Genomic DNA, 20,780 nt, shown 5'->3' on the forward strand with positions numbered 1-20,780 from the left:
CGCGGCCCGAGCGCGCCCTCGACCCCGAGGGGGCCCCAGAGCCCGCCCGGAGGCCCCGTCGTCCGACGCTCGATGGCGCGACGCTCATGCCCCGCCGGTAGCAGCGGCCGTTCCATGACCAGGGCGCCCTCGATGTCGTCGAGCTCGCGCGGGCTCCTCAGGAGGAGGCGGCGACCGAGCGCGGCTCCGGGACGGATCGACGAACCCGAAGCGCCTACCCCGCGAGCTGCCCGTCGCCCGCCCGGAGCTTCGCGAAGCGCGGGCGCCAGGCCCGGCTCTCGGCGAGCAGCGGCGCGGTGCGCGCGAGGAGCAGCGCCAGATCCTCGGGGCGGCCGGCGTCGAGCAGGGCGCGCGCCCGCCAGTAGAGGAGCTCGACCCGCTGGTCGGCGCTGAGCCCGCCGCCCAGCTCGCCGGGCGGCTCCCCCTCCTCGCGCGCCGTCGCCCGCGTGCGCGCGCTCTCCATGCCGGACCTCGGGTCCTTCACGGCGAGCTGCATGACGCCGAGGAGGGCCTGGGCGTACGGCGGCAGATCCGCGATCGCCCCCTGCGCCCTGAGCCACCGGAGCTGCCGGCTCGCGTCCGCGTGCTCGTCGCGCATCGCGTGGATCCGCGCGAGCAGGAGCGCGCTCCTGTAGGCCGGCCTGTCCTTGAGCTGCTCGTCGAGCGAGCGCGCCTGCCGCACCAGGGGCAGCGCCTCGTCCTCGTGCCCCCAGAGGTAGAGCAGCTCCGCGAGCTTGATCGTCGCGTCGCGCTCCGCCAGGGCGCTCGCCTCCTCGCGGGCCAGCTGGACCGCGCGCCGGAGGTCCGCCATCGCGCGATCCGGGGCGTCGAGCGCCGGCCAGAGCTCCGCGCGGCGGACGAGCGCCGCGCAGAGGTGGCCCCGGTCGCCGCGCTCCTCGCAGCTGCGCACGGCGTCGTCGAAGCGCCGCTCCGCCTCCTCGAGCTGGCCGGACCGCGCGAGCACGCAGGCCAGCAGCGTGAGCCCGGTCACGTGCGTGTCGTGATCGGCCTCGCGGACGCCCTCCACGCCGTGCGTGAGCCGCTCGAGGGCGTCGTCCAGGTTGCCCTTGCGGAACGCCGCGCGGCCGGCCGCGACCTCGAAGCGCGCGGCGAGCGCGGCGTCGGCGCGGCCCTCGCGGGCGTCGAGCAGCGGGATCACCTCCTCGACGCGCGCCGCCGACTCCTCCCAGGCGCCCGCCCAGTCGAGCGCGGTCGCCTCCTCGAGCAGCGCCTCCGCGATCATCCGCGGGTCCTTCATCGTCCGGGCCAGCGCCCCCGCGGAGCGGAGATCGTCGAGCGCCTCGCCGGTGCGCAGGACGCGGTAGCGCACGCGCGCGCGGCCGAGGAGCGCGAGGTACCGCTGGCGCTGATCGTCGCCGTCGGCCCAGAGGAGCGCGGACGCGTAGTGGCTCTCCGCCACGGCGTTGTTGTGCCGGTCGCGCTGGAGATCGCCGAGGAGCAGGTACGCGTGCGCCGCGCGCGCGCGCGCTCCGGCGGCCGCGGCGTGGCGCGCGATCGGCTCGAGCAGCTCCGGCGCCCTCGGCCGGGCCTCGGCCCTGAGCTCCCAGACGGCGAGCGCGTGCCGGTGCATCACCGCGCGCCGGTCCTCCGGGAGCAGCGCGTAGATGGCCTCCTGCAAGAGCGCGCTCCGGAAGGCATAGCTGGCGCCGCCGCAGAGGGCGCCCTCGCCGTGCGCGGCGCCGTGCGCGCCACGGGGGACGAGGAGCCCCCGCGCCACCAGCGCGCGGAGCGCGCTCGGTACGTCGACGCGCGCGTGCAGGGCGCTCGGGACGTCGACGTGGTCGGCGCTCGCCGCCGCCGCGTCCTCGCGCTCGAGCGCGCGTTGCACGCTCGCCGCCACGTCCTCCGAGAGCTCGAAGCCGAGCACCGCGCAGAGCCTCGCGCACGCGCCGAGCTCCGGCGGGAGCGCCTCCAGCTGCCCCGCGGCGAACCACTGCCACGCGGGCGACGGCGGGAGCCTCTCCAGCTCGGCGGTCGCGAGCTGGTGGCCGCTCGATCTCGCCCGCAGCCGCACGAGGCCCGCGCGCTTGATCGCCCGGGTGAGCTCCACGAGGGCGCGGGGGTTGTAGCCGGCCCACGCGCAGATGCGCCGGAGCGTCGCGCTCGGCGGAGGCTCCGCGGGCCGGAGGAGCTCCGCGCAGAGCAGGAGCCCCGCGGCGTCGTCGAGCGGCGGGAGCGCGACGTGATCGCGCGCGTGGCCGCGGGCGCTCAGCGCGTGGCGCCGGGGCGCCGGCGAGCAGCGCGCCGGGGCGCCGGCGAGCAGCACCCAGAGCGAGACCGACGCCTCGCGCCGCGTCGCGAGGTCGAGCGCGTCGAGCGTGGCGCCGTCGGCGAGGTGCGCGTCGTCGACGATCACGACGACGGGCCGATCCATCGCCCTCCGGCGGAGCCCCTCGGCGAGCGCCCGGATCACGCTCCCGCGGCGCGGCGGCGGCCGGCCTGCGGAGCCGCCCGGCCAGCCGAGGATCGCGGCCACGGCGGGCCACACCTCGCCGCCGAGCGGCTCTCCGAGCCGCTCGACGCAGAACGCGCGCGGGTCGCCGGGCGCCGCGAGGGCGCCGTTGCTCGCGCCGAGCACCTCGGCGAGCAAGGCGGCCGCGGTCCGGCCGTGGCCGCCCCCGGGGCGTGCGCCGAGCTCCGGCGCGGCGCGCAGCGAGATCACGAGCGCGCCGGGGTGCGCGCGCCGGCTGCTCTCGGCGATCGCCTCGGCGAGGCGCGACTTGCCGGCGCCGCGCTCGCCGATCAGCGCGCAGAGGCCGGGCCCGAGGCCCGCGAGCGCGCGCTCGCGGCTCTCCTCGGCGGCGCTCAGGGCGTCGCCGCGCCCGACGAGCGGCGGCGCGGCGTCACGACGGCCCGAGGGCGGGGGCGCGTCCGGGGCGAAGAAGTAGCGGCCGTCCTCGCTCGCCGCGGCGACGTCGAACCCGGCATGGGCGGTGACGAGCTCGGCGCTGAGCGCGATGCCGCGCCACGGATCCGAGGGGAGCCACGACTCGGGCCGCTCCACGGCGATGCCGGCGGCGTGGACGCCCTCGGCGTCGCGGCGGAGCTTCAGCGGCGCGATGTGGATCGCGAGGGGCGCGCCGACCGAAGCGACGATCTCCCGCCCCGCGAGGAGCGCGCGCTCCGCGGCCGCCTCTTTCGGGCCGGGGAAGATCGCGACGAAGCGGTAGCCGCGCTGCCGCGCGAGGTGCCCGTCGTGGCGGGCCACGGCGGCGCGGACCTCGGCCTCGGCGCCGCGGGCCTCCAGGGCGAGCACCACCGTGTCGTGCCGGTCCGTGGAGCCGGTGGCGGCGTCGTTTCCCGCGGTCGCCGCGGCGCCGGCGGCCCCGCCGGCCAGGGCGAGCGCCTCGGCGCCCGCCGACGCGAGCGCGGCCCGCAGGCCCGCGGCGTCGGCCGGGCGGCGCGCGCGCTCCTTGGCGAGGCAGGCGAGGACGAGGGCCTCGATGGACGGCGGGACCGGGGCGATCTCGCTCGGCCTGGGGGGGAGCCGGCCGAGGTGCCCCTGCGCGACGTCCGCGGGAGCGCCCGCGAACGGAGGGCGCAGCGTGAGCAGCTCGAAGAGGAGCGCGCCGAAGGCGTAGAGATCCGCGCGCGCGTCGAGCGGCTCGCCCCGGAGCCGCTCGGGCGACGCGACCTCGAGCGCCCCGAGCATGGCGCCCAGCGTGGTGAGCGCGCTGTCCGCCGGGTGGCAGACGACGCCGCGCTCGCGCTGCGTGAGGCCGAAGTCGAGGAGCCGCACGCCGCCGTCGGGCTCGAGGAAGACGTTCTCGGGCGCGAGATCCAGGTGGACCAGGCCGCGCTCGTGCATCACCTGGAGGCAGCCCAGCACGCCGAGCGCGACGTCGAGGGCGGAGCGCAGGTCGGGCGCGGCGGGCAGGCCCTCGAGGTGGGCCGCCAGCGTCTCGCCGCGGAGCCGCTCCATCGCGATGTACGCGCGGCCGTCCTCGAGCACGCCGTTCTGGAGCAGGCGAGGCGAGGCCGGAGGGCCGAGCTGCTCGAGCGCCCACGCCTCGCTGCGGAACCGCTCGCGCGCGAGCAGCGAGTGGGCCCTGCTGATCTTGAGCACGGCGGGAGCGCCGTCCTCCGCCCGCGTCGCGGCCCAGAGGACCGAGAAGGCGCCCGCCGCGAGCGGCGAGCCGACGAGGAAGCCCGCGACGGACGGCGGCGTCTCTGCGTCGAGATCGACCGGCGCTGGGCGGGACGGCGCCGTGGCTCCGTCCGTCGGGCAGGAGGTGAGCACTGCGAGTCGGCGATGGCAGGAAGGGCAACGCAGCAAGAAGACCTCGGATGACCTCGGGTGGGGCCCGGCGCGATCCGTGACCGATATTACCGGTATGCGGGTTGTCACGAGCAGGAAAACCGCATTGCGCGACACTGCCTTATGCCCATGGCAAAAGTGGGTGCTCGGTTTGCTCCGTCTGCTCGGTCTGCTCGGTCTGCTCGGTCTGCTCGGTCACCCGCGACATCGTGGGTGCCGTGTCGACACCGGAGGACATCGGCGGCGTCCCTCGCGCTGCGCGGGAGGGACCGCGGCTGTTGTCCTCCGAGCAGCCGGGCGAGCGAGAGGCAGGGGTGAACCTCCGTCGAACACCCACCTTCGGAGAGGCCGAGTCGGGTCTTCGCGTGACTGTCGCGCGCGGACGTCGGCGGGGCTCGGCTGAGCCGCGCCGGTCCGCGAGCCGTGGTGTATGCTGTTCCGAGCGGTCGGAGGGCTGGATGATCCATCGACAGACGGGCGAGATCGAGCTCACATCCGGGCTTCGCATCGGGCCCTCGTACTCGGAAGCGCAGTTCTTGTCGTCGCCGCTCGCGCGGATGGCCAACGCCCTGAGCCAGGCGCAGCCGTGGAGCGGATACCGGACGTCGCGCCAGCGCATCGGCTTCCGGACCTTCCGCATCACGCTGCACTTCTGCAGCGGCAAGATCGCGTGGGTCGAGCTGTTCGAGGTGGGCGCCGAGTCGAAGGCGTTCTGGAACGACTGGTCCGAGAAGGAGGAGGCGGAGCGCAAGGCCAGCCACGACGCCTGGCTGGCGTCGATCCTCGGCGCGCCGCCGTACGAGTATTCCTGGGGAAAGATCACCTCCCAGTACGACCCGCGGGGCGGTTACAGCAGCATCGTCGTGCGCTTCGGCTAGCGCGCCGGGGCGCCGGGGCTCGATGCCGTCGCTGGTGCGCGGGCCGGCGCCGCCCTCGGCGCGGGATCCGGGGCGCTACAGCGCTCGCCGGTAGCGGAGCTCCGGGAGGCTGCCGGCGCCGACCCGCGCCCACCGCCGCGCGCCGTCGCGGCTGAAGCCGGAGAGCTCGTAGAAGCGGCGCGCGCGGGTGTTCCCCTCGAGGACCCAGATCGTCATGGTCCTGTGGCGGCGCCGGGCCAGGTCGGCCTGCGCCGTGTCGAGCAGCGCGGCGCCGAGCCCGCGCCCCCACGCGGCGGGCAGGAGGTAGATCGTGTAGAGCTCGCCGACGTCGTCCGGGTCGTCGTCGTCGTCGCGCGTCGGCCCGGCGCTCGCGAAGCCGAGCCCGGCGTCCTCGGCGCAGAGCACCCAGGTCCGCGTCCCGGCCGCGGCGTCGCGGTTCAGGATGTGCCGCCAGCTCAGCTCGCGCGCCGGCACGGAGAGGGCGTTGAGATCGGCCGCCGGCACGAGGCCCAGATACGCCGCCCGCCAGGAGTCGACCTCGATGCGCGCGATGACGGCCGCGTCGGCCGGCCGCGCCCGGCGGATGACCGCCCCCGTGATCCGCTCTGACATGATGTCTCGCACCGAGGTTTGGTGTCTCGCACCGAGGTTGGCTTTCGCCGCGGCGCCCCGCCAGGGCGCCGCCCGGCGCGCTCGCCCGCCGGAGGCGCGATCAAGCGGTCCCTGACGCCGCATTCATCATGATGCTCCATCCCTCGCCCGCGAGGGGCCCCTAAGGTCCTTTTGTGCGCGGTGACGCTGCCGAGCGCTGCAAACGGAACCGAAGGAGGGAACCATGCTGTGCAAGGAGATCATGAAGCAAGACATCCAGAGCGTCCTGGCCGACGACACCATCCAGACGGCCGCGCGCAAGATGCGCGACGCGAACATCGGCTTCCTTCCTGTCTGCGACAGCGCCGGGAGGGTGCTCGGGGCGCTGACGGACCGCGACCTCGCCATCCGGGTGCTGGCCCACAGCCGGCCGCTGAGCACGAAGGTGGGCGACGTCATGACGCGCGGGGTGGTCGCGTGCCGGCCCGACGACGACGTGCAGCGCGCGGAGCAGCTGATGGGGCAGCACCACAAGTCGCGCGTCCTGTGCACCGAGGCGGACGGCCGCCTGGTCGGCATCATCAGCCTGTCGGACGTCGCGCAGAGCGAGGACGACAGGCACACCGCGCAGACCGTCCGCCGCGTGACCGAGCGGGAGGCGGTGCAGCACGGGAGCACGCGGTAGCTCGCCGGGCAGATCGCCTGAGCGTCCCGGCGGCGCGCGGCGCCCTCACCCCGGCGCTCCGCCGCCGATCGCGCCTATCGCCTCGGCCGTGAGCAGGCGCGTCCTCCGGCCCGACGCGAGCGTGAGGTGCTGTCCCCAGCTGGTCTGGTGCGGCATGTCCCCCTCGACGAGCTCGCTCGCCCGGATCTCGAAGCCCGCCGCGCGGTAGGCGGGGCGCAACGTGTCATCGACCCACGCGTCCGAGAGCTCGGGGAGCCCGAGCCGCCCCGCGTAGGGCCGGTCGTCGAAGACGCTCTGGTTGAGCAGCGCGATGAGCTCCCCCCCCGGTCGGACGAGCCGGCGCAGCGCCTCGAGCACCGGCGCCTCGGGCAGCACGAGGGCCGAGAGCAGCGAGGCCCAGGGGAAATTGACGGTGAGGGTGTGGGCGAGCCCGGTGAGCTCCTCGGGCAGCGCTTGCACGGACGCCACGACGAAGAGCGCGTTCGGCCGGCCGCCCCGGGCGACCTTGCGGCTGGCGCGCCACGACACCTCGCGCATCCGCTCCCCCGCGGGGTCGATGCCGATGCAGTACGTATCGGCGTGGGCGCCGGCCGAGCGGTACACGAAGCGGCCGTCGCCCGTGCCGACGTCGATGAGGACGCGCGCGTGGCCGGCGACCTTCGCCTCGAGGTCCGCGCGCGTCCACGTGACGGACGTCTTCCCGATCTGCACGATCATCGTCGCCTCGAGCGCAGCTCTCCCCGGTCCCTCGCTCAGCCGGGGGCGCCCCCGCCCCCCGGGCGGTGCCCCTCGGCGCTCGCCGCCGCCAGCTCCCGGCAGGCGAGCGCCCGCACGAGGTCGTCGCTCGCCTCGCGGAGCATCCGGACCAGCATCGGCAGCCGCGGCGCCGCCGGCGCGCCGTCCGGGGCGCGCCCGAGCGCCGCGGTCCGCGCCTCCGCGCGGGCGAGGAGGTCCCGATCGACGCGGTACGAGGGGAACAGATGGGTGAAATACGCGGACGCGAGCTCGTGCGTCCGCGTCTCGAAGACCTGCTGCACCCGCTCGAAGAACGCCTGCGCGTACGGCTCGAGCAGCGCGCGCTGGAACGACCAGTTGAAGCCCGACATCGCCGCGCTGGTGAGGTGCAGCGAGCCGTACCCGTCCTCGTGGAAGCGCGCCCACGCCGCGGCCTTCACCGCCGGATCCGGGCGCGCCGTCTCGGCGCGCAGCGCGGCGCGCTGGCCGCGATCCGACGGGTCGCGCTCGCGCTCGGCCGCGAGCCGCTCCTCCGCGCCCTTCATGCCGCGCGCGACCCACTTCACGGCGACCGTCCAGCGCATCTCCTGGTCGATCTCGAGGCCGTCCACCTCGATCTCGCCGTCCGCGAGGCGCGCGGCCAGCGCGAGATCCGGCGCGGAGTACGCCGCGTTGAAGAGCGCCCGCGCCCACACGATCTGCGCGTCGCCGCGGGGGGCCGCCCGCAGGGCCGCGAGGGCGAGGCCGGTGAACGCGCTCGCCTCGGCCTCGCGCAGGGGATCCGGCACGTAGCGCGCGAGCGCCGTCACCGCGTTCGTGAGCACCGGGTCGACGAGGGAGAGGTCCGGCTCGGCGGGCAGCTTGTCCCTCACCAGCGCGAGGTACGCGGGGGAGGCGAGCTTCTGGTCGCGCACCATGCTCCAGAGCGACGACCAGAGCAGCTGGCGCAGGAGCGGATCCTCCACGCGGCCCATGTGCTCGCGCACGAACGCGAGCGAGGCCGGGTCGAGCGCGATCTTCGCGAACGTGAGGTCGTTGTGGTTGGGGAACACGAGGAGCGGCGCCCGCTGCCCCCGCGCGGCGGCGACCTCGGTCGCGGCGCCGTCGATCTCCGCGGGCACCGCGTCGACGACGAGCGCGCCGTCCTCCTCGCGCGCGAGCGCGACGTCGATGCGGTGCGGCCGGAGCGTCGGGTAGTCGGCGGGCGCCGTCTGCAGCACGCGGAGCCGGCCGATGCGGTCGCCCTCGCGCTCCCACTCGGCCGTCAGCGTGTTGAGGGACGCCTGCTCGAGCCAGAGGCGCGACCACGCGCCGAGGTCGCGGCCGGAGCCCTCCTCCAGCGCGGACAGGAAGTCGCGCAGCGTCGCGTTGCCGTACTGGTAGCGCTTGAAGTACCGGCGCATCCCCTCGCGGAAGGCCGGCAGGCCGATCGCCGCGACGAGCTGCTTCATCGCGGCGGCGCCCTTGCCGTACGTGATGCCGTCGAAGTTCAGGAACGTGTGCTCCGTGTCGGCGAGCTCCCCGGCGATGGGGTGCGTCGTCACGAGCTGGTCCTGCCGGTAGGCCCAGCTCTTCATGACGTTGAACGCCTTCCACACGGCCGGCTGGAACCGGGTCGCCTGGTCCATCGCGAGGAAGGCCATGTACGTGGCGAAGCTCTCGTTCAGCCAGAGATCGTTCCACCACCGCATGGTCACGAGGTTGCCGAACCACATGTGGGCCATCTCGTGGAGGAGCACCTCGGCGCGCGTGAGGCGCTGGTGGTCCGTCGGCGGGTCCCGGAAGATCATGCGCTCGCTGTAGGTCACGGCGCCGACGTTCTCCATGGCGCCGGCGTTGAACTCCGGGACGAAGACCTGGTCGTACTTGCTGAAGGGGTAGGGGTAGTCGAAGAACTCCGGGTAGAAGTCGAAGCCCTGCTTCGTGAGCGTGAAGAGCTCCTCGGCGTCGAGGTGCCTCGCGAGCGACCTGCGGCAGTAGAGCCCGAGGGGGATCCCGCGGTGCTCGTCGCGGACGCCGCTGTACGGGCCGGCGATCAGCGCGAAGATGTAGGTGCTGAACCGGGTCGTCTCCTCGAACACCCGCGTCGTGCGCCCGAGGCCGGCGCCGAACGTGCGGGTGACGCGGGCGTTGCCGATGACCTCCCAGTCCTCGGGCGCGGTGACGGAGAGCCGGTAGCTCGCCTTGATGTCCGGCTGATCGAAGCAGGGGAACACGCGGTGCGCGCTGAACGGCTCGAGGTCCGAGTAGACGTAGTCCTCGCCGTCCTCCGGGTCGCGGAAGTGATGGAAGCCGTCGCCTGTGTGATCGTAGTCGTTCTCGTAGACGACGCGCACGCGCGTCTCCGGGGCGAGCAGCCGCCCCGGGAGGAGGATGCGGCAGTCGGACCACACGGGCTCGACCGGGGCGCCGTTGATCTCGAGCCGCTCGATGCGCCGGCCGCGGAAGTCGATGAACGTGTCGCCGTGGCCGCGGACGTCGAAGTACGCGACGGCCTCGCCTCGGTAGCCGCGGGCGCCGCGCGAGAGGTCGAGGGAGAGCTCGTAGCGCGCATTACCGATGCGCGCGGCGCGCTCCTCTGCCTCTTTCTGGGTGAGCACGTCCCTTCCAGGGCCGCCGGTCGTCTCCGTCATGACTGCACACCGTAGGACGAACCGCCGGAGGGTGGCCAGCGATCTGCCGCGGTCGCGGTCGCTGTGTCGTCGGGCGGCCGCGCCACGCCGCGCCGCCGGACCCATCGAGGGCGCCGCGCCGAGCGTTCGCCGAGCGGGCTCGCGCTGCCGCACCGCACGCCCGGCTTTTGTGCCAGGCGGGCGCTGTTCTGTGCCACCCCAGGGGGTCCGGCACCGGCACAACCGGAATGCATTGCGACACACCGGGGTCCGGACCCCTCGAGAACGCTCGGCAGAGCGTCTTTCGGGGCAAGATTGTGCCAGATTCTGCTGTTGTTACCGAAATTCTGTGCCATCTACCCCGCAAAAGCGCTCTCCGTTGTGCCACAAGGGGGGTCTGGACCCCTCCGAACCGCAATGCAGAGCGCGGGCGGGGGTGCCGGACCCCTCCCGTGGCGCAATGCAGAGCGCGGGCGGGGGTGCCGGACCCCCTCCGGACCCCCTGGTCGGCTCCTTTTCGACCGGCACCTTCCAGGTCCCGCTCGGCTCCGGCTCGAAGCGCACGTGGGTTTGCAGGACCAGGAGCGCCGCGACCGGAACGCCGATCGATCTGCCGGGCTTCGTGACATGAGGCGGGGCCGTCAGGCTCCTGGCTGGTTGTGTCCGCGTGGGCCCGCTAAGCTCGGATCATGCAGCGCGCGCCGACGTCCTGGGTGATCGACCCCGACGATCCGCGGGCCCCCCCGCAGGAGCTCTGGGACCACATGACGCCGGAGGAGCGGCAGCGCGTCCTCGACACGCTCCCGTCGGAGTTCGAGGTCTCCGAGGCGTGCCCTCCCGAGGGCGACTTCCACTTCAACCCGAAGGTGGCGGCCAGGGACGCGCTGGGCGGGTACTTCCAGCGCATCGGCCGGCGCGTGTACCTCGCGTGCGAGCTGCCGGTGTACTACCCGGCCGAGCGGATGTTCGCGCCCGACGTCATCGCGGTGCTCGACGTCGAGGTGAAGGAGCGCCCCCACTGGTCGGTGAGCGCCGAGGGCAAGGGGATCGACTTCGCGCTGGAGATCCTCTGGCGCGGGAAGAGCAAGAAGGACCTCGAGGACAACGTCACCCGCTACGCGTCGCTGGGCATCTCCGAGTACTTCGTCTTCGATCGCAGGCGAAGGCGGCTGCGCGGCTTCCGGCTCGCCGAGGGCAGCGCGCGGTACCAGCCGATCGTCCCGCAGGAGGGCCGGCTCGCGAGCACGGTGCTCGACCTCGACCTGAGCCTGGAGGGAGACCGGCTGCGCTTCTTCCACGGGCTGGCGCCGCTGCCGGAGACGCACGAGCTGCTCGCCCGGCTCGGCTCGATGGTGGGCGACCTCGAGGCGCGCATCGAGGAGACCGAGATGAGCCTCGACGAAGAGCGGCGCCGCCTCGACGAAGAGCGGCGCCGCCTCGATGCGGAGCGGCAGCGCGCCGACGAGGCCGAGCGGCGGCTGGCCGAGGCCCTGGCGGAGCTGGAGCGCATCAGGCGCGAGCGCGGCTGAGCGCACGCCGGAGGCGCGAGCGACGCCCCTGGCCCCGGCCGAGCTCGGCTCAGGGCGCCGGAGGGCTGCGGCGCCACACGAGCGCGGCGGCGATCCCCGCGAGCGCGAAGGTCGCCTGGAGGAGGTGGACGAGCAGCGAGATCGCGACGGCGGAGCTCGCGGTGAGGCCGAGCAGCGGGGCGGCGAGCGTGAAGGCCCCGTCGGTGGCGCCGATCTGGCCCGGGATGAGGTCGCCGGCGGCCGTGCCGGCGGCGCCCACGCCGTACGCGGCGAGCGCGCGGAGGAGGCCGCTCTCGGCGCCGACGACGGCGAGCAGCACGCCGTACTGCACCGCCTGGAGCGCGCGGCCCGCGAGGCAAGCGGCGAACGGCCAGGCCGGGACGGGCGGGCGCTCGCGGATGGCCTCCTGGAAGGCGGTGGCGAGCTGGCCGGCGCGGGCGAACCGCCGGGTGATCCACGCCGAGGCGGCGCGCTGCCGCGCGGCGAAGGCGACGCCGAGGCCGCTCGCGACCAGGAGGGCGGCGTGCGCGAGCACGCCGAGGGCGAGCGGGGAGGCGCCGCCGATGTGGAAGAGGGCGATGGCCGCGAGGAGCGACAGCGGGGCCGAGGACAGGAGCGCGAGCGACTGGTTCGTCGTGGCGATCGCGGCCGCGCGCGGGGCGCCGACGTGGGGGGAGAGCAGCGCGGCCTTGACCGCCTCGCCCGCGGGGCGGCCGGCCGGCATCAGCGTGATGACCGGATAGGTGACGACGTGGATGCGAAGGAGCTCCGCGGCCGGGACGCGGCGCGGCGCGCAGAGCACGCCGGTCGCGAGCGTCTCGCAGCCGACGCGCGCCGCCTCCAGCGCGATCAGGAGAGGCACGAACGGCGCGGCGCGGGTCACCGCGGCGAGCATCTCGGCCGCGCCGACGTGGCGGATGAGCGCGGCCAGGGCGGCCAGGCCGAGGCCGCCGAGCGCCGCGTGGAGCAGCGCCTTTCGCCGCGCGCGGCGGGCGGCGGTCGCGTCCGGGGCGGCGGGCGGAGCGGCAGGGACGCGCGCCCCGCCGCCGGGCGCGGGACTGGGATCGCTGCCGGCGCATTCCTCTGCCGCTCGGGCCGGAGGTAAGGGAGCCATGGGAAAGTCGTGCGCTGCGAGGAGCATGCCGGGGTCGTGTGGGTGCGGCGTGCGCACGCGGCGGTGAGCTGCCTTGCGGAGCGCGCGGCATCGGCATGCAGCGCGCGCACGCGGCGGTGAGCTGCCTCGCAGAGCGCACGCGCCATGGGCATGCAGCGCTCGCGGCGGTGAGGTGCCTTGCGGAGCGCGCGCCATGGGCATGCAGCGCGCGCATGCGGCGGTGAGGTGTCGAGCTCCTCGGCGGGCAGGAGCTCACGTCGGGACCTCCGGACGAGCAGCGGTGAGCGCCCCGGTGCTCGCGGGCGCGGCCGGTCACGCCGGATCGAGCGGGGCGTGGAGCCGCGTGCCTGGCACGACGATGCCCCCGCGGTCGCCGGGGGTCAGCGCGCCGTAGCGCTCGCGGAACACCGGCGGCAGCGGCCGCGCCCCGGGCGGCGCTCGTCCCTTCGTGCGCGGCGCGCGCGCAGCACGGCGTCGGCGCTGAACACCGCGAGCCCGGTCCAGATGAAGGCGAAGCTCACGGCCTGGGCCGTCGTGAACGGCTCGCCATAGACCAGCACGGCCAGCAGGAACTGGCCGCTCGGCGCGAGGTACTGGAGGAAGCCGACGGTGGTCAGCGACAGGCGGCGCGCCGCGTTCGTGAACCAGACGAGCGGCAGGGCCGTGACGATGCCCGTCGCGGCGAGCAGGAGGTGGGTCCGCAGATCGGCGCGGCCCGCGGCGCCGGCGCCCTCGGCGTGGAGGGCGGCCAGGTAGGCCGCGCCGAGCGGGGCGATGAACGACGTCTCCAGGGTGGAGCCGGGGAGCGAGCCGACGGCGGCGACCTTCCGCAGCAGGCCGTACACCCCGAACGTGCTCGCCAGGCCCAGGGCGATCCAGGGGATCGAGCCGGCGCGCACCGCCTGGTGCACGACGCCCGAGGCGGCGAGGCCGAGCGCGAGCCACTGGGCGGGCCGCAGCCGCTCGCGCAGGAAGAGCATGCCGAGGAGCACGCTGAGCAGCGGGTTGATGAAGTAGCCGAGGCTGGCGTCGAGCACGCGCCCCACCGCGACGGCGTGGATGAACAGGACCCAGTTCGCCGACACGAGCGCGCCGGTCGCCGCCATGGCCGCGACGACGCGCCGGTCGCGCAGGGCCGTGACGAGCGCGCGGCGCTGCCCTGCGGCCAGCGTGAGCGCCACGAACGAGAGCAGGCTCCAGACGGTGCGATGGGCCAGGAGCTCGACGGCGCCGACGTGGCGGAGCTGCTTCCAGAAGACGGGGACGACGCCCCAGGAGCTGTAGGCCGCGATCCCGTAGGCGACGCCCCACGCGGCCTCCTGGCGGCTGTCGCGAGCATCTTCGGGCGTGCGCATCGGGGTCGTGCCTCCTCGGCGGGCGTCGCCCGACGCCGCCCGTCGCCTGGCGCCGCTGCTGCGAGGCGCCGCTCGCGTTCGATCGGACGGCGAACATGGCGAACCAGCTCGGCCATTTCAAGCCCTGCCCGAGAGCGCCGGGCTCGCAGGCTCGCCGCGAGGCCGCGTGGCATCCGCGTTGCTGGATGCGGGGCGCGGCGCTGGAGTCCGCAGCGAGCACAGCGAGGTAGGTATGCGAAGTGTCTACGCTTCAGCAGGGCTATGTGCAGCGATGATGGTCGCGTGCACGGGAGAAACGACCGGCGAGACGCGGCCTGGAGGCGCACACCCTGAAGAGATGGGGTTCGCCACCGTCCAGTGGTCCATCGGGGACAAGACCGACGCCGCTCAGTGCAAGGCGCACGGCGCGCAAGCGGTCGAGCTGGTCCTCATCAACACGAAGAACAACGAGATCACGCGGCAGGTGGTCCCCTGCGATCGATTCGACGCGAGCGTGCAGGTCGCCGCCGATAAGTATGTCGGGACGATCTCGCTCGTCGATGAGGACGGCAAGTCGGTCAGCGACCCGCTGCCGGTGGGGCCGTTCGAGGTCTCCGCGTCCGAGGCGACGACGCGCAAGGTCAGCTTCCCCGCCGAGGGGCAGCGCGATACGCACCGGCGTCACGATAGGCCACGACGATAGGCCACGGGCGGGCCCGAGATCGGCGCGAGGAGCCCCTCCGCGCGCCGATCTCAGCCGCCCGCCGCCGGAGGCGCGCGATGGTGCCGCCCTCACGGCGGCGAGGGCGCTCGGTCCCTCCCCGCACCGCCGGGGAGCCCGCCCCCTTCGATCAGCCGGAGGAGCTTGTCCTTCGTGGTCAGCCCCACGTGACGAGCCACCTCCTTGCCCCCGACGAACGCGACGACGGTCGGAAACGCGCGGATGCCGAGGCGGCGGGCGATCGCCGGGCACCGGTCGCCGTCGACCGCCACCACCTTCAGGCGCCCTGCGCCTTCCTCCGCCAGCTTGTGCAGGATGGGCGCGAGCGCGCGGCACGGCGGGCACCACTGCGCGGTGAGCTCGACGAGGACGGGCACCTTGGCCTCCAGCACCTCGGCGTCGAAGCTCGCCTCATCGATCTCGCGGACAGGATTCGTGGACATGGCGTGAACCTCCATGCCCTGGCAGGTCTCGAGGGCGGCATCCATTACAGCGGTCGCCCGTTGTAATGTGGGCGCGGCTCGACACCTGACCTCCTGGACCATGGGCGCCATCAAGGACGCGGACGACCTCCTCAACCACGTGTCGCACCTTGTGCGCTCCGAACGTGCGGCGCTCGCGGGGCTGGCGCGCGCGGAGGGGGTGACACCCGAAGATGCGGTCGACTGCGTGCAGGAGGGCCTCTGCACGCTGCTCACGCTCGCGCAGCGGGGCGCGCTCCCGGAGGACGTCGGCGCATGGGGCGGCGTGCTCGCCGGGACGGTGCGGAACGCCGCGCGCAACCGGCGCCGCCGCCACTTCCACGCCCGGCCGCACGACGACGTGGACGCGCACCCGGAGGCCGCGGGGGACGCCCCGGCGACCGACGAGGCGATCGCGCGGGCCGAGGAGCACGTCCGCCTGCGCGCGTGCGTCGAGGAGCTCTGCGAGATCCAGAAGGCCGTCGTGACGCTGCGCATGCTCGAGGAGCAACCCGGAGAGGACGTGGCGCGCGCGCTGGGCATCTCGGCCGGCCACGTCGCGGTGCTCCTGCACCGGGCCAAGGTCGCGCTGCGCGCGTGCATGACGTCGCCGCACTGAGCGCGCGCTGCCGCGGGCCCTCGCGAGAGCGCGCGGCGCGCGCGCGCCGGTGTCTGCTATGTCTTGGGCCAGACGTCATGCGCCCTCCTTCGCCAGCCTTGCGCATCCTCGCGTCCGATGAGCCGCCCGCGTTCGAGGTGGTGAACCCCGAGGGGCCCTCCAGCGCGGTCCTGCTCTGCGACCACGCGTCCAACGCGGTTCCGAGGAGCCTCGCCGAGCTGGGCAGGCAGCACGAGGCGCTCCGCGAGCACACCGGCTGGGACATCGGCGCGGCGCGCCTCTCGCGCCGCCTGTCCGCGCTCCTCGACGCGCCGCTCGTGCTCTCCGGCTACTCGCGGCTCGTCATCGACTGCAACCGGCCGCTGGGGTCGCCGACGTCGATCCCCGAGATCAGCTGCGGCGTGCCCATCCCCGGCAACGCCATCGACGCCGCGGAGGCCCGCGCGCGGGCCGACGCGTGCTTCTGGCCCTACCACCGCGCGATCACCGCGCTCCTCGACGCGCGGCGGGACCGCCGGAAGCGCACCGCGATCCTCAGCGTCCACAGCTTCACGCCCGCGATGCCCGGCGAGGACCGGCCGTGGCACGCGGCCGTCCTCTACGGGCGCGACCGCAGGCTCGCCGCGCCGTTCCTCGAAGCGCTGCGGCGCGAGCCCGGGCTCTGCGTCGGCGACAACGAGCCCTACCGCGTGACCGAGGGCGGCGACTACGGGATCCCCACGCACGGCGAGGCCCGCGGCCTGCCCTGCGTGCTCCTCGAGATCCGCCAGGACGGCCTGCTGAGCGACGAGGGCGTGGAGGCCTGGGCCCAGCGCCTCGCGGCGAGCTACCGGGCCATCGAGGCGGGTGGCGTCGACCTGAACGCCCTCTCCCCGGACGCCGCCGGTCGGTGACGTAGACGGGGCTCGGGGCCTGGTGATCGTCGCTCACCGGCCTGGGAGCCGCCTCGCCGGTTCTCCGCCGAGGCCCCGGAGGACGTGGGACCCGGCGGCCCCAAGGTCGCCACGGAGTGGATCGTGGAGGCGCGGTCCGGGGGGACGTGCGTCGTGCGCGTGGTGCACAGCTGGTTCGCGAGCACCGACGACTGGGACAACCAGTTCGAGGGCCACATGCACGGCTGGGCGGCCTTCTTCCGCATCCTTCGGCTCTATCTGGCCCATTTCCGTGGCCAGCCCTGCGCGGCGTTCCAGCTGATGGGCGCCGGAGCCGAGCCCAAAGCCGCGACATGGGGCGCGCTGGTCGGCCCGCTGCGCCGGCGCTCGTGCGGCGCGGGTGGGGGTCGGCGCGGCGCGAGGTCTCCTGAGCCGCGCGCGGGCGCCGGACCCGGCGGCGAGGCGCGGGCGCCCAGGCTGGCGACGGCGCGCGGGAGGCCGCTGCGCCCCTGCGCTCAGCCGCCGATGAGGTGCCGCGCGTAGCCGTACACGTAGACCGTGATGAGCGCGGCGGCAGCCACGTTGAGCAGGGAGCCTGTCCGGATCATCACCGGGAGCCGCACGTACCCGCTGCCGAACACGATGGCGTTGGGCGGCGTGCCCGTCGGCAGCATGAAGTCGCAGGACGCGGCGATCGTGGCCGCGAACAGCACGCCGAGGTCCTGCGGGAGCACGTTGAGCGCCACGTTCACGGTGGCGGTGTTGGAGGCCAGCGCCGACAGGGCGATCGTGCCGGCGCTGGCGAGCCCGAGCTGCGCGAGCAGCGGCGCCTCGGCGACGACCGCGAGCTTCGCGGCCATCCACGCCGAGAGCCCGCCGCCCTCGATGCCGGCCGCCATCGCGAAGCTGCCGCCGAGCAAGGCGAGCGTGCCCCAGGGCATCCTGCGCAGGGAGGCGAGCGAGAGGGCGCGCAGGGCGAGCAGGCCGAGCGCCGCAAGGACGGCCACGGTCGCCTCGTAGTGCTTGCCCTGCACCTTGAAGCCGGCCGCGGCGCCCGAGCCGAGCGCGGCGCCCAGGCCGCTGAGCGCGGCCTGGAGGGGGGGCGCGAGCGCGGCGCGCAGCGGATCGCCGAGGATCCAGAGCGCGCTGGCCGCCGCGAAGATGGCGGCGACGGTCTTCTCACCGCGGCTCATCGGGCCCATGGCCGCGAGCTCGCGGTCGAGCGCGTCGCGCGCACGGCCGGGGCCGAGCCCGTCCCGCTTGCCGACGCGCCACAGGGCGAGCCAGAGCAGCGGGACGAAGAGGACCACGAACGGCAGGGCGATCGCCATGTACCGCAGAAAGCCGAGATCGTGGCCGAGCTTGTCGGCGAGGAAGCCGCAGAAGATGGAGTTCGTCCCGGTGCCGATCTTCGTGCCGATCCCGCCGACGTTGGAGGCGTAGGCCACCGCCAGCATGATGGCCGCCCCGTAGTGCGTGAGCCTGCGCCCCCCGGCGGCCGACTCCAGCTGCGCGAGCAGGGCGAGCCCGATAGGGACCATCATCACGGCGGTCGCGGTGTTGGAGATCCAGAGCGAGATGGAGCTCGTCGCGACCAGCATGCCGAGCAGGAGGCGCCTCGGGTCCGTGCCGACGGCCCGCATGATGTGGAGCGCCACCCGGCGGTGAAGGCTCCACTGCTCCATGGCGGCCCCGATCGCCATGCCGCCGAGGAAGAGGAAGATGTAGGCGTCGACGAACGGCGCGGCGGCGCGGGCCGCGTCGCCCGCGAGCCCGCGGCCGAAGACGCCGAGCAGCGGGAAGAGCACGAGCGGCAAGCAGGCGGTGAGCGCGACGGGGAGCACCTCGAAGAGCCACCACAGCGCCATCCACGCCGCGACCGCGGCCGCGTACGCAGGGCGGTGGCCGTACCCAGGGACGGCGTGGAGCCCGCTCGGGACGAGCGCGATCGCGAGGGCGGCGGCTGGGCCGGAGGCGATGCCGAGGCAGCGAAGCAGGCGGAGCCGCGCAGGCGGCGGGCGGCCTCGGTGAGGGGCGCCCGGCGGCGCGGCGGCGGGATCGGGGGGGCACTGCATGGCGACTCTATCGCACACGCGCCTCCTCCCCGGCAGAGCGCGCCCTGCGCGCAGCGCGGCGGGCGCGGCGCGCGCGTGCTAGGCGTCAGCCGCTCCGCACGGCGCTCGCGCCGCCCGCAGGGCAGGAGAGCCGCCGTGTCCGATCCCCTCGTCGTCAACGATGCGCTGACCGCCCCGGCCGCGCTCCTCAGCTGGAGCGCCGTGCGCGCGTCGGGGCCCGGCGGTCAGAACGTCAACAAGGTCGCCTCCAAGGTGGAGCTGCGCTTCGACTTCGGCGCGTGGCCGGAGCTCGCCGACGACGCCAAGGCGAGGCTGCGCGCGCTGGCGCGCGGCCGGCTCGACGCCGAGGGGCGGCTGTTCATCGTGAGCCAGCTGACGCGCGACCAGCTGCGCAACCTGGACGACGCGCGCGAGAAGCTGCGCGCGCTCATCCTGCGCGCGCTCGAGGTGCCGGTGCAGCGAAGGCCGACGCGGCCGACGCGCGCGTCGAAGGCGCGGCGGCTCGACGAGAAGCGGCGCACGGGCGAGAAGAAGCACGTGCGCCGCGGCGGGGGCGAGCACGAGTAACGGGGCGCGCGGGCGCGGGGGAGAGCGTCCAGCGCGCCCGCGCCGCGGCGGTCCTCGCTCAGCGCTTGCGCCGGGAGCCGGCGACGACCTCGGCGGCGGTCGTCGCGGTCGCCGCGCGCTTGATCCATCGCCGTAGCTTGCTCAGATCCTCGCAGCCGGCGATCGCGCGGGCCACCTCGGCCGGCGTGGCGACCCCGCGCGACTCCAGCACCGTGAGGATGGCCTCCTGCGCCATCTTGATCTCGCCGCGCGCTTCACCGCGCGCTTCGCCGCGCGCTTCGCCGCGCGCCTCGCCGCGCGCTTCGCCGCGCGCCTCGCCGCGCGCTTCGCCGCGCGCCTCGCCCTCCGCGAGCGCTGCCTCGAGCGCGGGTACGCGCTTGTCGAGCAGCGCGCGCGCCACGGCGTCGTCCGAGGACGCGGCCTCGAGGAGCGCCTGGATCGGCAGCGGGCGCACGAGGCAGGGATCCTCGATGACCGCATCCTTGGGCAGCGGGCGCCAGCCGTCGGTCTCGCGCGACCACTCCATCACCCGGCGCTGCTTCACCAGGATGCAGAACACCCGCCGCACGCCGCGGGCGATCAGCAGGCGCGCCTTGGTGGTCGGAACGGCGAGGGCCTGCTTGTCGCTGACCTCGAACGCCAGCTCCTCCAGCCGCCGCCGGCCCGCGCGGTCGGGCTTCTGCGCGAAGACGCTGGCGTCGGCCGCATAATCGCTGCCGAGGTCGGTCCGGGTCAGCATGTCCACGGCGCCCCGGTAGCCCTCGGCGACGTGGGCGCCGAGGACGTAGGTCAGATCGAAATGCTGCGTCGCGTGCGGCGGATCGGCCGGGGCGGCGTAGACCTCGACGCCGTGGAGGTACTCCACCCGCGTCTCGGGCGGCGCCAGCCGGTCGTCCACGTGCGGGCGCGCCCTGCCGGCCGGAGGCGCGTGGACCGTGCGACCGGAGGCGCCGGCGCCGGGGGCGAGGAGGACGTGATCGTGCCTGCGCATGAGCTCCACCATAGCGCAGCCAGCGACCGGCGGGCATCGCGGCGCCGGCGTCCGCGCGCTTCCGCCGCGCTGCCGCGTGGCGAGGCTCAGGCGCTCGCTCTCAGACAGCCCAGCTCGTAAAGCCCCATCCACCCGACCTCCGGGTCGGTGCAGGCGCCCTCCCTGAGCTGCTCCACGAAGTCCTCGATCGGCTTCTCTACCACGTCGATGAACTCCGTCTCATCCAGCGCTTGCGCCCTGTCGCGCACGCAGTCCACGGCCAGGAACGCGTGTCGCTCGATGGTCGAGTAAGCGCACTCCAGCGGGCGGCCGAGCGGCACGAGCCGCCCGGCGACATACCCCGTCTCCTCGAGGAGCTCGCGCGCCGCCGCCGCCTCCGGGGCCTCGCCAGGCTCGACGCCGCCGCCTGGGAGCTCGTCGAGGATCCGATCGGGCCCCGGCCTGTACTGGCGCGCCAGGATCACCTTCTTCTCGCGGGAGATGGCGAGGACGGCGACGACTCGGCCCTCTTTCTTGAGCGAGAACGTGCGGACCTGCCCGTCCGGGAGCTCGAAGGTGACGTCCTCGATCCTCCGCCACGGCGAGTGCTGGACCACGCGCCGCTCCAATGCCTTCCACCGTACGACCGTCATGACCAACCCACATCGTTCGCCCAGGCGGCGCGTCCGGTCAAGACATTGGCGCCGCCGGTCAAGGACGGGACGCGCGCTCGGTATC

At 74.7% G+C, this 20,780-nt stretch carries 18 protein-coding genes; 8 read left to right on the plus strand and 10 right to left on the minus strand.

Translation table 11 applies throughout. From position 1 onward, the window contains the following. Positions 1-214 precede the first annotated feature (214 nt). On the minus strand, positions 215-4,261 hold the full coding sequence (locus WMF27_RS11610; RefSeq protein ID WP_437768799.1) for a serine/threonine-protein kinase: 4,047 nt from the start codon (positions 4,259-4,261) through the stop codon (positions 215-217). A gap of 476 nt (positions 4,262-4,737) precedes the next feature. On the opposite strand from WMF27_RS11610, the gene WMF27_RS11615 reads away from it, so the two are divergent. Next, on the plus strand, positions 4,738-5,157 hold the full coding sequence (locus WMF27_RS11615) for a hypothetical protein (RefSeq protein WP_437768798.1): 420 nt from the start codon (positions 4,738-4,740) through the stop codon (positions 5,155-5,157). Positions 5,158-5,232: 75 nt separating this feature from the next. On the opposite strand, the gene WMF27_RS11620 is transcribed toward WMF27_RS11615, so the two are convergent. Next, positions 5,233-5,769, minus strand: a complete 537-nt coding sequence (locus tag WMF27_RS11620) for an N-acetyltransferase family protein (RefSeq protein WP_437768797.1) — start codon at positions 5,767-5,769, stop codon at positions 5,233-5,235. Positions 5,770-5,992: 223 nt separating this feature from the next. Between WMF27_RS11620 and WMF27_RS11625 the strand changes: the two genes are divergently transcribed. Beyond that, a complete protein-coding gene (locus WMF27_RS11625) occupies positions 5,993-6,433 on the plus strand; it encodes a CBS domain-containing protein (protein WP_437768796.1) in 441 nt (146 codons plus the stop codon). Between the two features lie 45 nt (positions 6,434-6,478). Here WMF27_RS11625 and WMF27_RS11630 read toward each other — a convergent pair whose 3' ends face one another. Together WMF27_RS11630 and pepN are read right to left on the minus strand one after the other, a co-directional pair. Beyond that, complete coding sequence (locus WMF27_RS11630) at positions 6,479-7,150, minus strand: class I SAM-dependent methyltransferase (protein WP_437768795.1); 672 nt, start codon at positions 7,148-7,150, stop codon at positions 6,479-6,481. 35 nt (positions 7,151-7,185) lie between these two features. Then, positions 7,186-9,801 (minus strand): aminopeptidase N, encoded by a 2,616-nt coding sequence (gene pepN, locus WMF27_RS11635; protein WP_437768794.1) that lies wholly within the window; start codon positions 9,799-9,801, stop codon positions 7,186-7,188. A gap of 668 nt (positions 9,802-10,469) precedes the next feature. Between pepN and WMF27_RS11640 the strand changes: the two genes are divergently transcribed. Then, positions 10,470-11,309 (plus strand): Uma2 family endonuclease, encoded by an 840-nt coding sequence (locus WMF27_RS11640; protein ID WP_437768793.1) that lies wholly within the window; start codon positions 10,470-10,472, stop codon positions 11,307-11,309. A 49-nt stretch (positions 11,310-11,358) separates the two neighbouring features. Here the strand turns inward: WMF27_RS11640 and WMF27_RS11645 are convergent, their stop codons facing one another. Together WMF27_RS11645 and rarD are read right to left on the minus strand one after the other, a co-directional pair. Then, positions 11,359-12,423, minus strand: a complete 1,065-nt coding sequence (locus WMF27_RS11645) for a lysylphosphatidylglycerol synthase domain-containing protein (RefSeq protein ID WP_437768792.1) — start codon at positions 12,421-12,423, stop codon at positions 11,359-11,361. Positions 12,424-12,803: 380 nt separating this feature from the next. Beyond that, positions 12,804-13,778: an EamA family transporter RarD gene (gene rarD, locus WMF27_RS11650; protein WP_437768791.1), complete on the minus strand. Its 975-nt coding sequence runs from the start codon at positions 13,776-13,778 to the stop codon at positions 12,804-12,806. A 337-nt stretch (positions 13,779-14,115) separates the two neighbouring features. On the opposite strand from rarD, the gene WMF27_RS11655 reads away from it, so the two are divergent. Continuing rightward, a complete protein-coding gene (locus tag WMF27_RS11655) occupies positions 14,116-14,460 on the plus strand; it encodes a hypothetical protein (protein ID WP_437768790.1) in 345 nt (114 codons plus the stop codon). Between the two features lie 89 nt (positions 14,461-14,549). Here WMF27_RS11655 and WMF27_RS11660 read toward each other — a convergent pair whose 3' ends face one another. Beyond that, entirely contained in the window at positions 14,550-14,921 is a 372-nt protein-coding gene (locus WMF27_RS11660) for a thioredoxin family protein (RefSeq protein ID WP_437768789.1), read from the minus strand. A gap of 100 nt (positions 14,922-15,021) precedes the next feature. On the opposite strand from WMF27_RS11660, the gene WMF27_RS11665 reads away from it, so the two are divergent. The 3 genes from WMF27_RS11665 (at position 15,022) to WMF27_RS11675 (ending at position 16,973) form a co-directional block, all read left to right on the plus strand. After that, complete coding sequence (locus WMF27_RS11665; protein ID WP_437768788.1) at positions 15,022-15,558, plus strand: RNA polymerase sigma factor; 537 nt, start codon at positions 15,022-15,024, stop codon at positions 15,556-15,558. 98 nt (positions 15,559-15,656) lie between these two features. Continuing rightward, on the plus strand, positions 15,657-16,451 hold the full coding sequence (locus WMF27_RS11670) for an N-formylglutamate amidohydrolase (protein ID WP_437768787.1): 795 nt from the start codon (positions 15,657-15,659) through the stop codon (positions 16,449-16,451). Positions 16,452-16,535: 84 nt separating this feature from the next. Next, a complete protein-coding gene (locus WMF27_RS11675; protein ID WP_437768786.1) occupies positions 16,536-16,973 on the plus strand; it encodes a hypothetical protein in 438 nt (145 codons plus the stop codon). Here WMF27_RS11675 and WMF27_RS11680 read toward each other — a convergent pair. Then, complete coding sequence (locus WMF27_RS11680) at positions 16,946-18,505, minus strand: SLC13 family permease (RefSeq protein WP_437768785.1); 1,560 nt, start codon at positions 18,503-18,505, stop codon at positions 16,946-16,948. The genes WMF27_RS11675 and WMF27_RS11680 overlap by 28 nt on opposite strands. A gap of 135 nt (positions 18,506-18,640) precedes the next feature. Here WMF27_RS11680 and arfB point away from each other — a divergent pair, with 135 nt between their 5' ends. Next, a complete protein-coding gene (gene arfB / locus WMF27_RS11685) occupies positions 18,641-19,072 on the plus strand; it encodes an alternative ribosome rescue aminoacyl-tRNA hydrolase ArfB (protein WP_437768784.1) in 432 nt (143 codons plus the stop codon). 58 nt (positions 19,073-19,130) lie between these two features. On the opposite strand, the gene WMF27_RS11690 is transcribed toward arfB, so the two are convergent. After that, on the minus strand, positions 19,131-20,063 hold the full coding sequence (locus tag WMF27_RS11690) for a Uma2 family endonuclease (RefSeq protein ID WP_437768783.1): 933 nt from the start codon (positions 20,061-20,063) through the stop codon (positions 19,131-19,133). 86 nt (positions 20,064-20,149) lie between these two features. Continuing rightward, positions 20,150-20,695, minus strand: coding sequence for an NUDIX hydrolase (locus tag WMF27_RS11695; RefSeq protein WP_437768782.1), 546 nt, complete (start codon positions 20,693-20,695; stop codon positions 20,150-20,152). Between the last annotated feature and the right edge of the window lie 85 nt (positions 20,696-20,780).

Origin of the sequence: Sorangium sp. So ce281, from assembly GCF_051527395.1 — a bacterium.
Lineage (GTDB): Bacteria > Myxococcota_A > Polyangia > Polyangiales > Polyangiaceae > Sorangium > Sorangium cellulosum_B.

Bases quoted from the DNA above. Each gene is read 5' to 3' on its own strand.
- WMF27_RS11695 (WP_437768782.1), bottom strand. From the start codon at position 20,695: ATGACGGTCGTACGGTGGAAGGCATTGGAGCGGCGCGTGGTCCAGCAC.
- WMF27_RS11660 (WP_437768789.1), bottom strand. From the start codon at position 14,921: ATGTCCACGAATCCTGTCCGCGAGATCGATGAGGCGAGCTTCGACGCC.
- WMF27_RS11640 (WP_437768793.1), top strand. From the start codon at position 10,470: ATGCAGCGCGCGCCGACGTCCTGGGTGATCGACCCCGACGATCCGCGG.
- WMF27_RS11630 (WP_437768795.1), bottom strand. From the start codon at position 7,150: ATGATCGTGCAGATCGGGAAGACGTCCGTCACGTGGACGCGCGCGGAC.
- WMF27_RS11665 (WP_437768788.1), top strand. From the start codon at position 15,022: ATGGGCGCCATCAAGGACGCGGACGACCTCCTCAACCACGTGTCGCAC.
- WMF27_RS11680 (WP_437768785.1), bottom strand. From the start codon at position 18,505: ATGCAGTGCCCCCCCGATCCCGCCGCCGCGCCGCCGGGCGCCCCTCAC.
- WMF27_RS11625 (WP_437768796.1), top strand. From the start codon at position 5,993: ATGCTGTGCAAGGAGATCATGAAGCAAGACATCCAGAGCGTCCTGGCC.
- WMF27_RS11615 (WP_437768798.1), top strand. From the start codon at position 4,738: ATGATCCATCGACAGACGGGCGAGATCGAGCTCACATCCGGGCTTCGC.
- WMF27_RS11655 (WP_437768790.1), top strand. From the start codon at position 14,116: ATGGGGTTCGCCACCGTCCAGTGGTCCATCGGGGACAAGACCGACGCC.
- pepN (WP_437768794.1), bottom strand. From the start codon at position 9,801: ATGACGGAGACGACCGGCGGCCCTGGAAGGGACGTGCTCACCCAGAAA.
- WMF27_RS11620 (WP_437768797.1), bottom strand. From the start codon at position 5,769: ATGTCAGAGCGGATCACGGGGGCGGTCATCCGCCGGGCGCGGCCGGCC.
- WMF27_RS11645 (WP_437768792.1), bottom strand. From the start codon at position 12,423: ATGGCTCCCTTACCTCCGGCCCGAGCGGCAGAGGAATGCGCCGGCAGC.
- rarD (WP_437768791.1), bottom strand. From the start codon at position 13,778: ATGCGCACGCCCGAAGATGCTCGCGACAGCCGCCAGGAGGCCGCGTGG.
- WMF27_RS11690 (WP_437768783.1), bottom strand. From the start codon at position 20,063: ATGCGCAGGCACGATCACGTCCTCCTCGCCCCCGGCGCCGGCGCCTCC.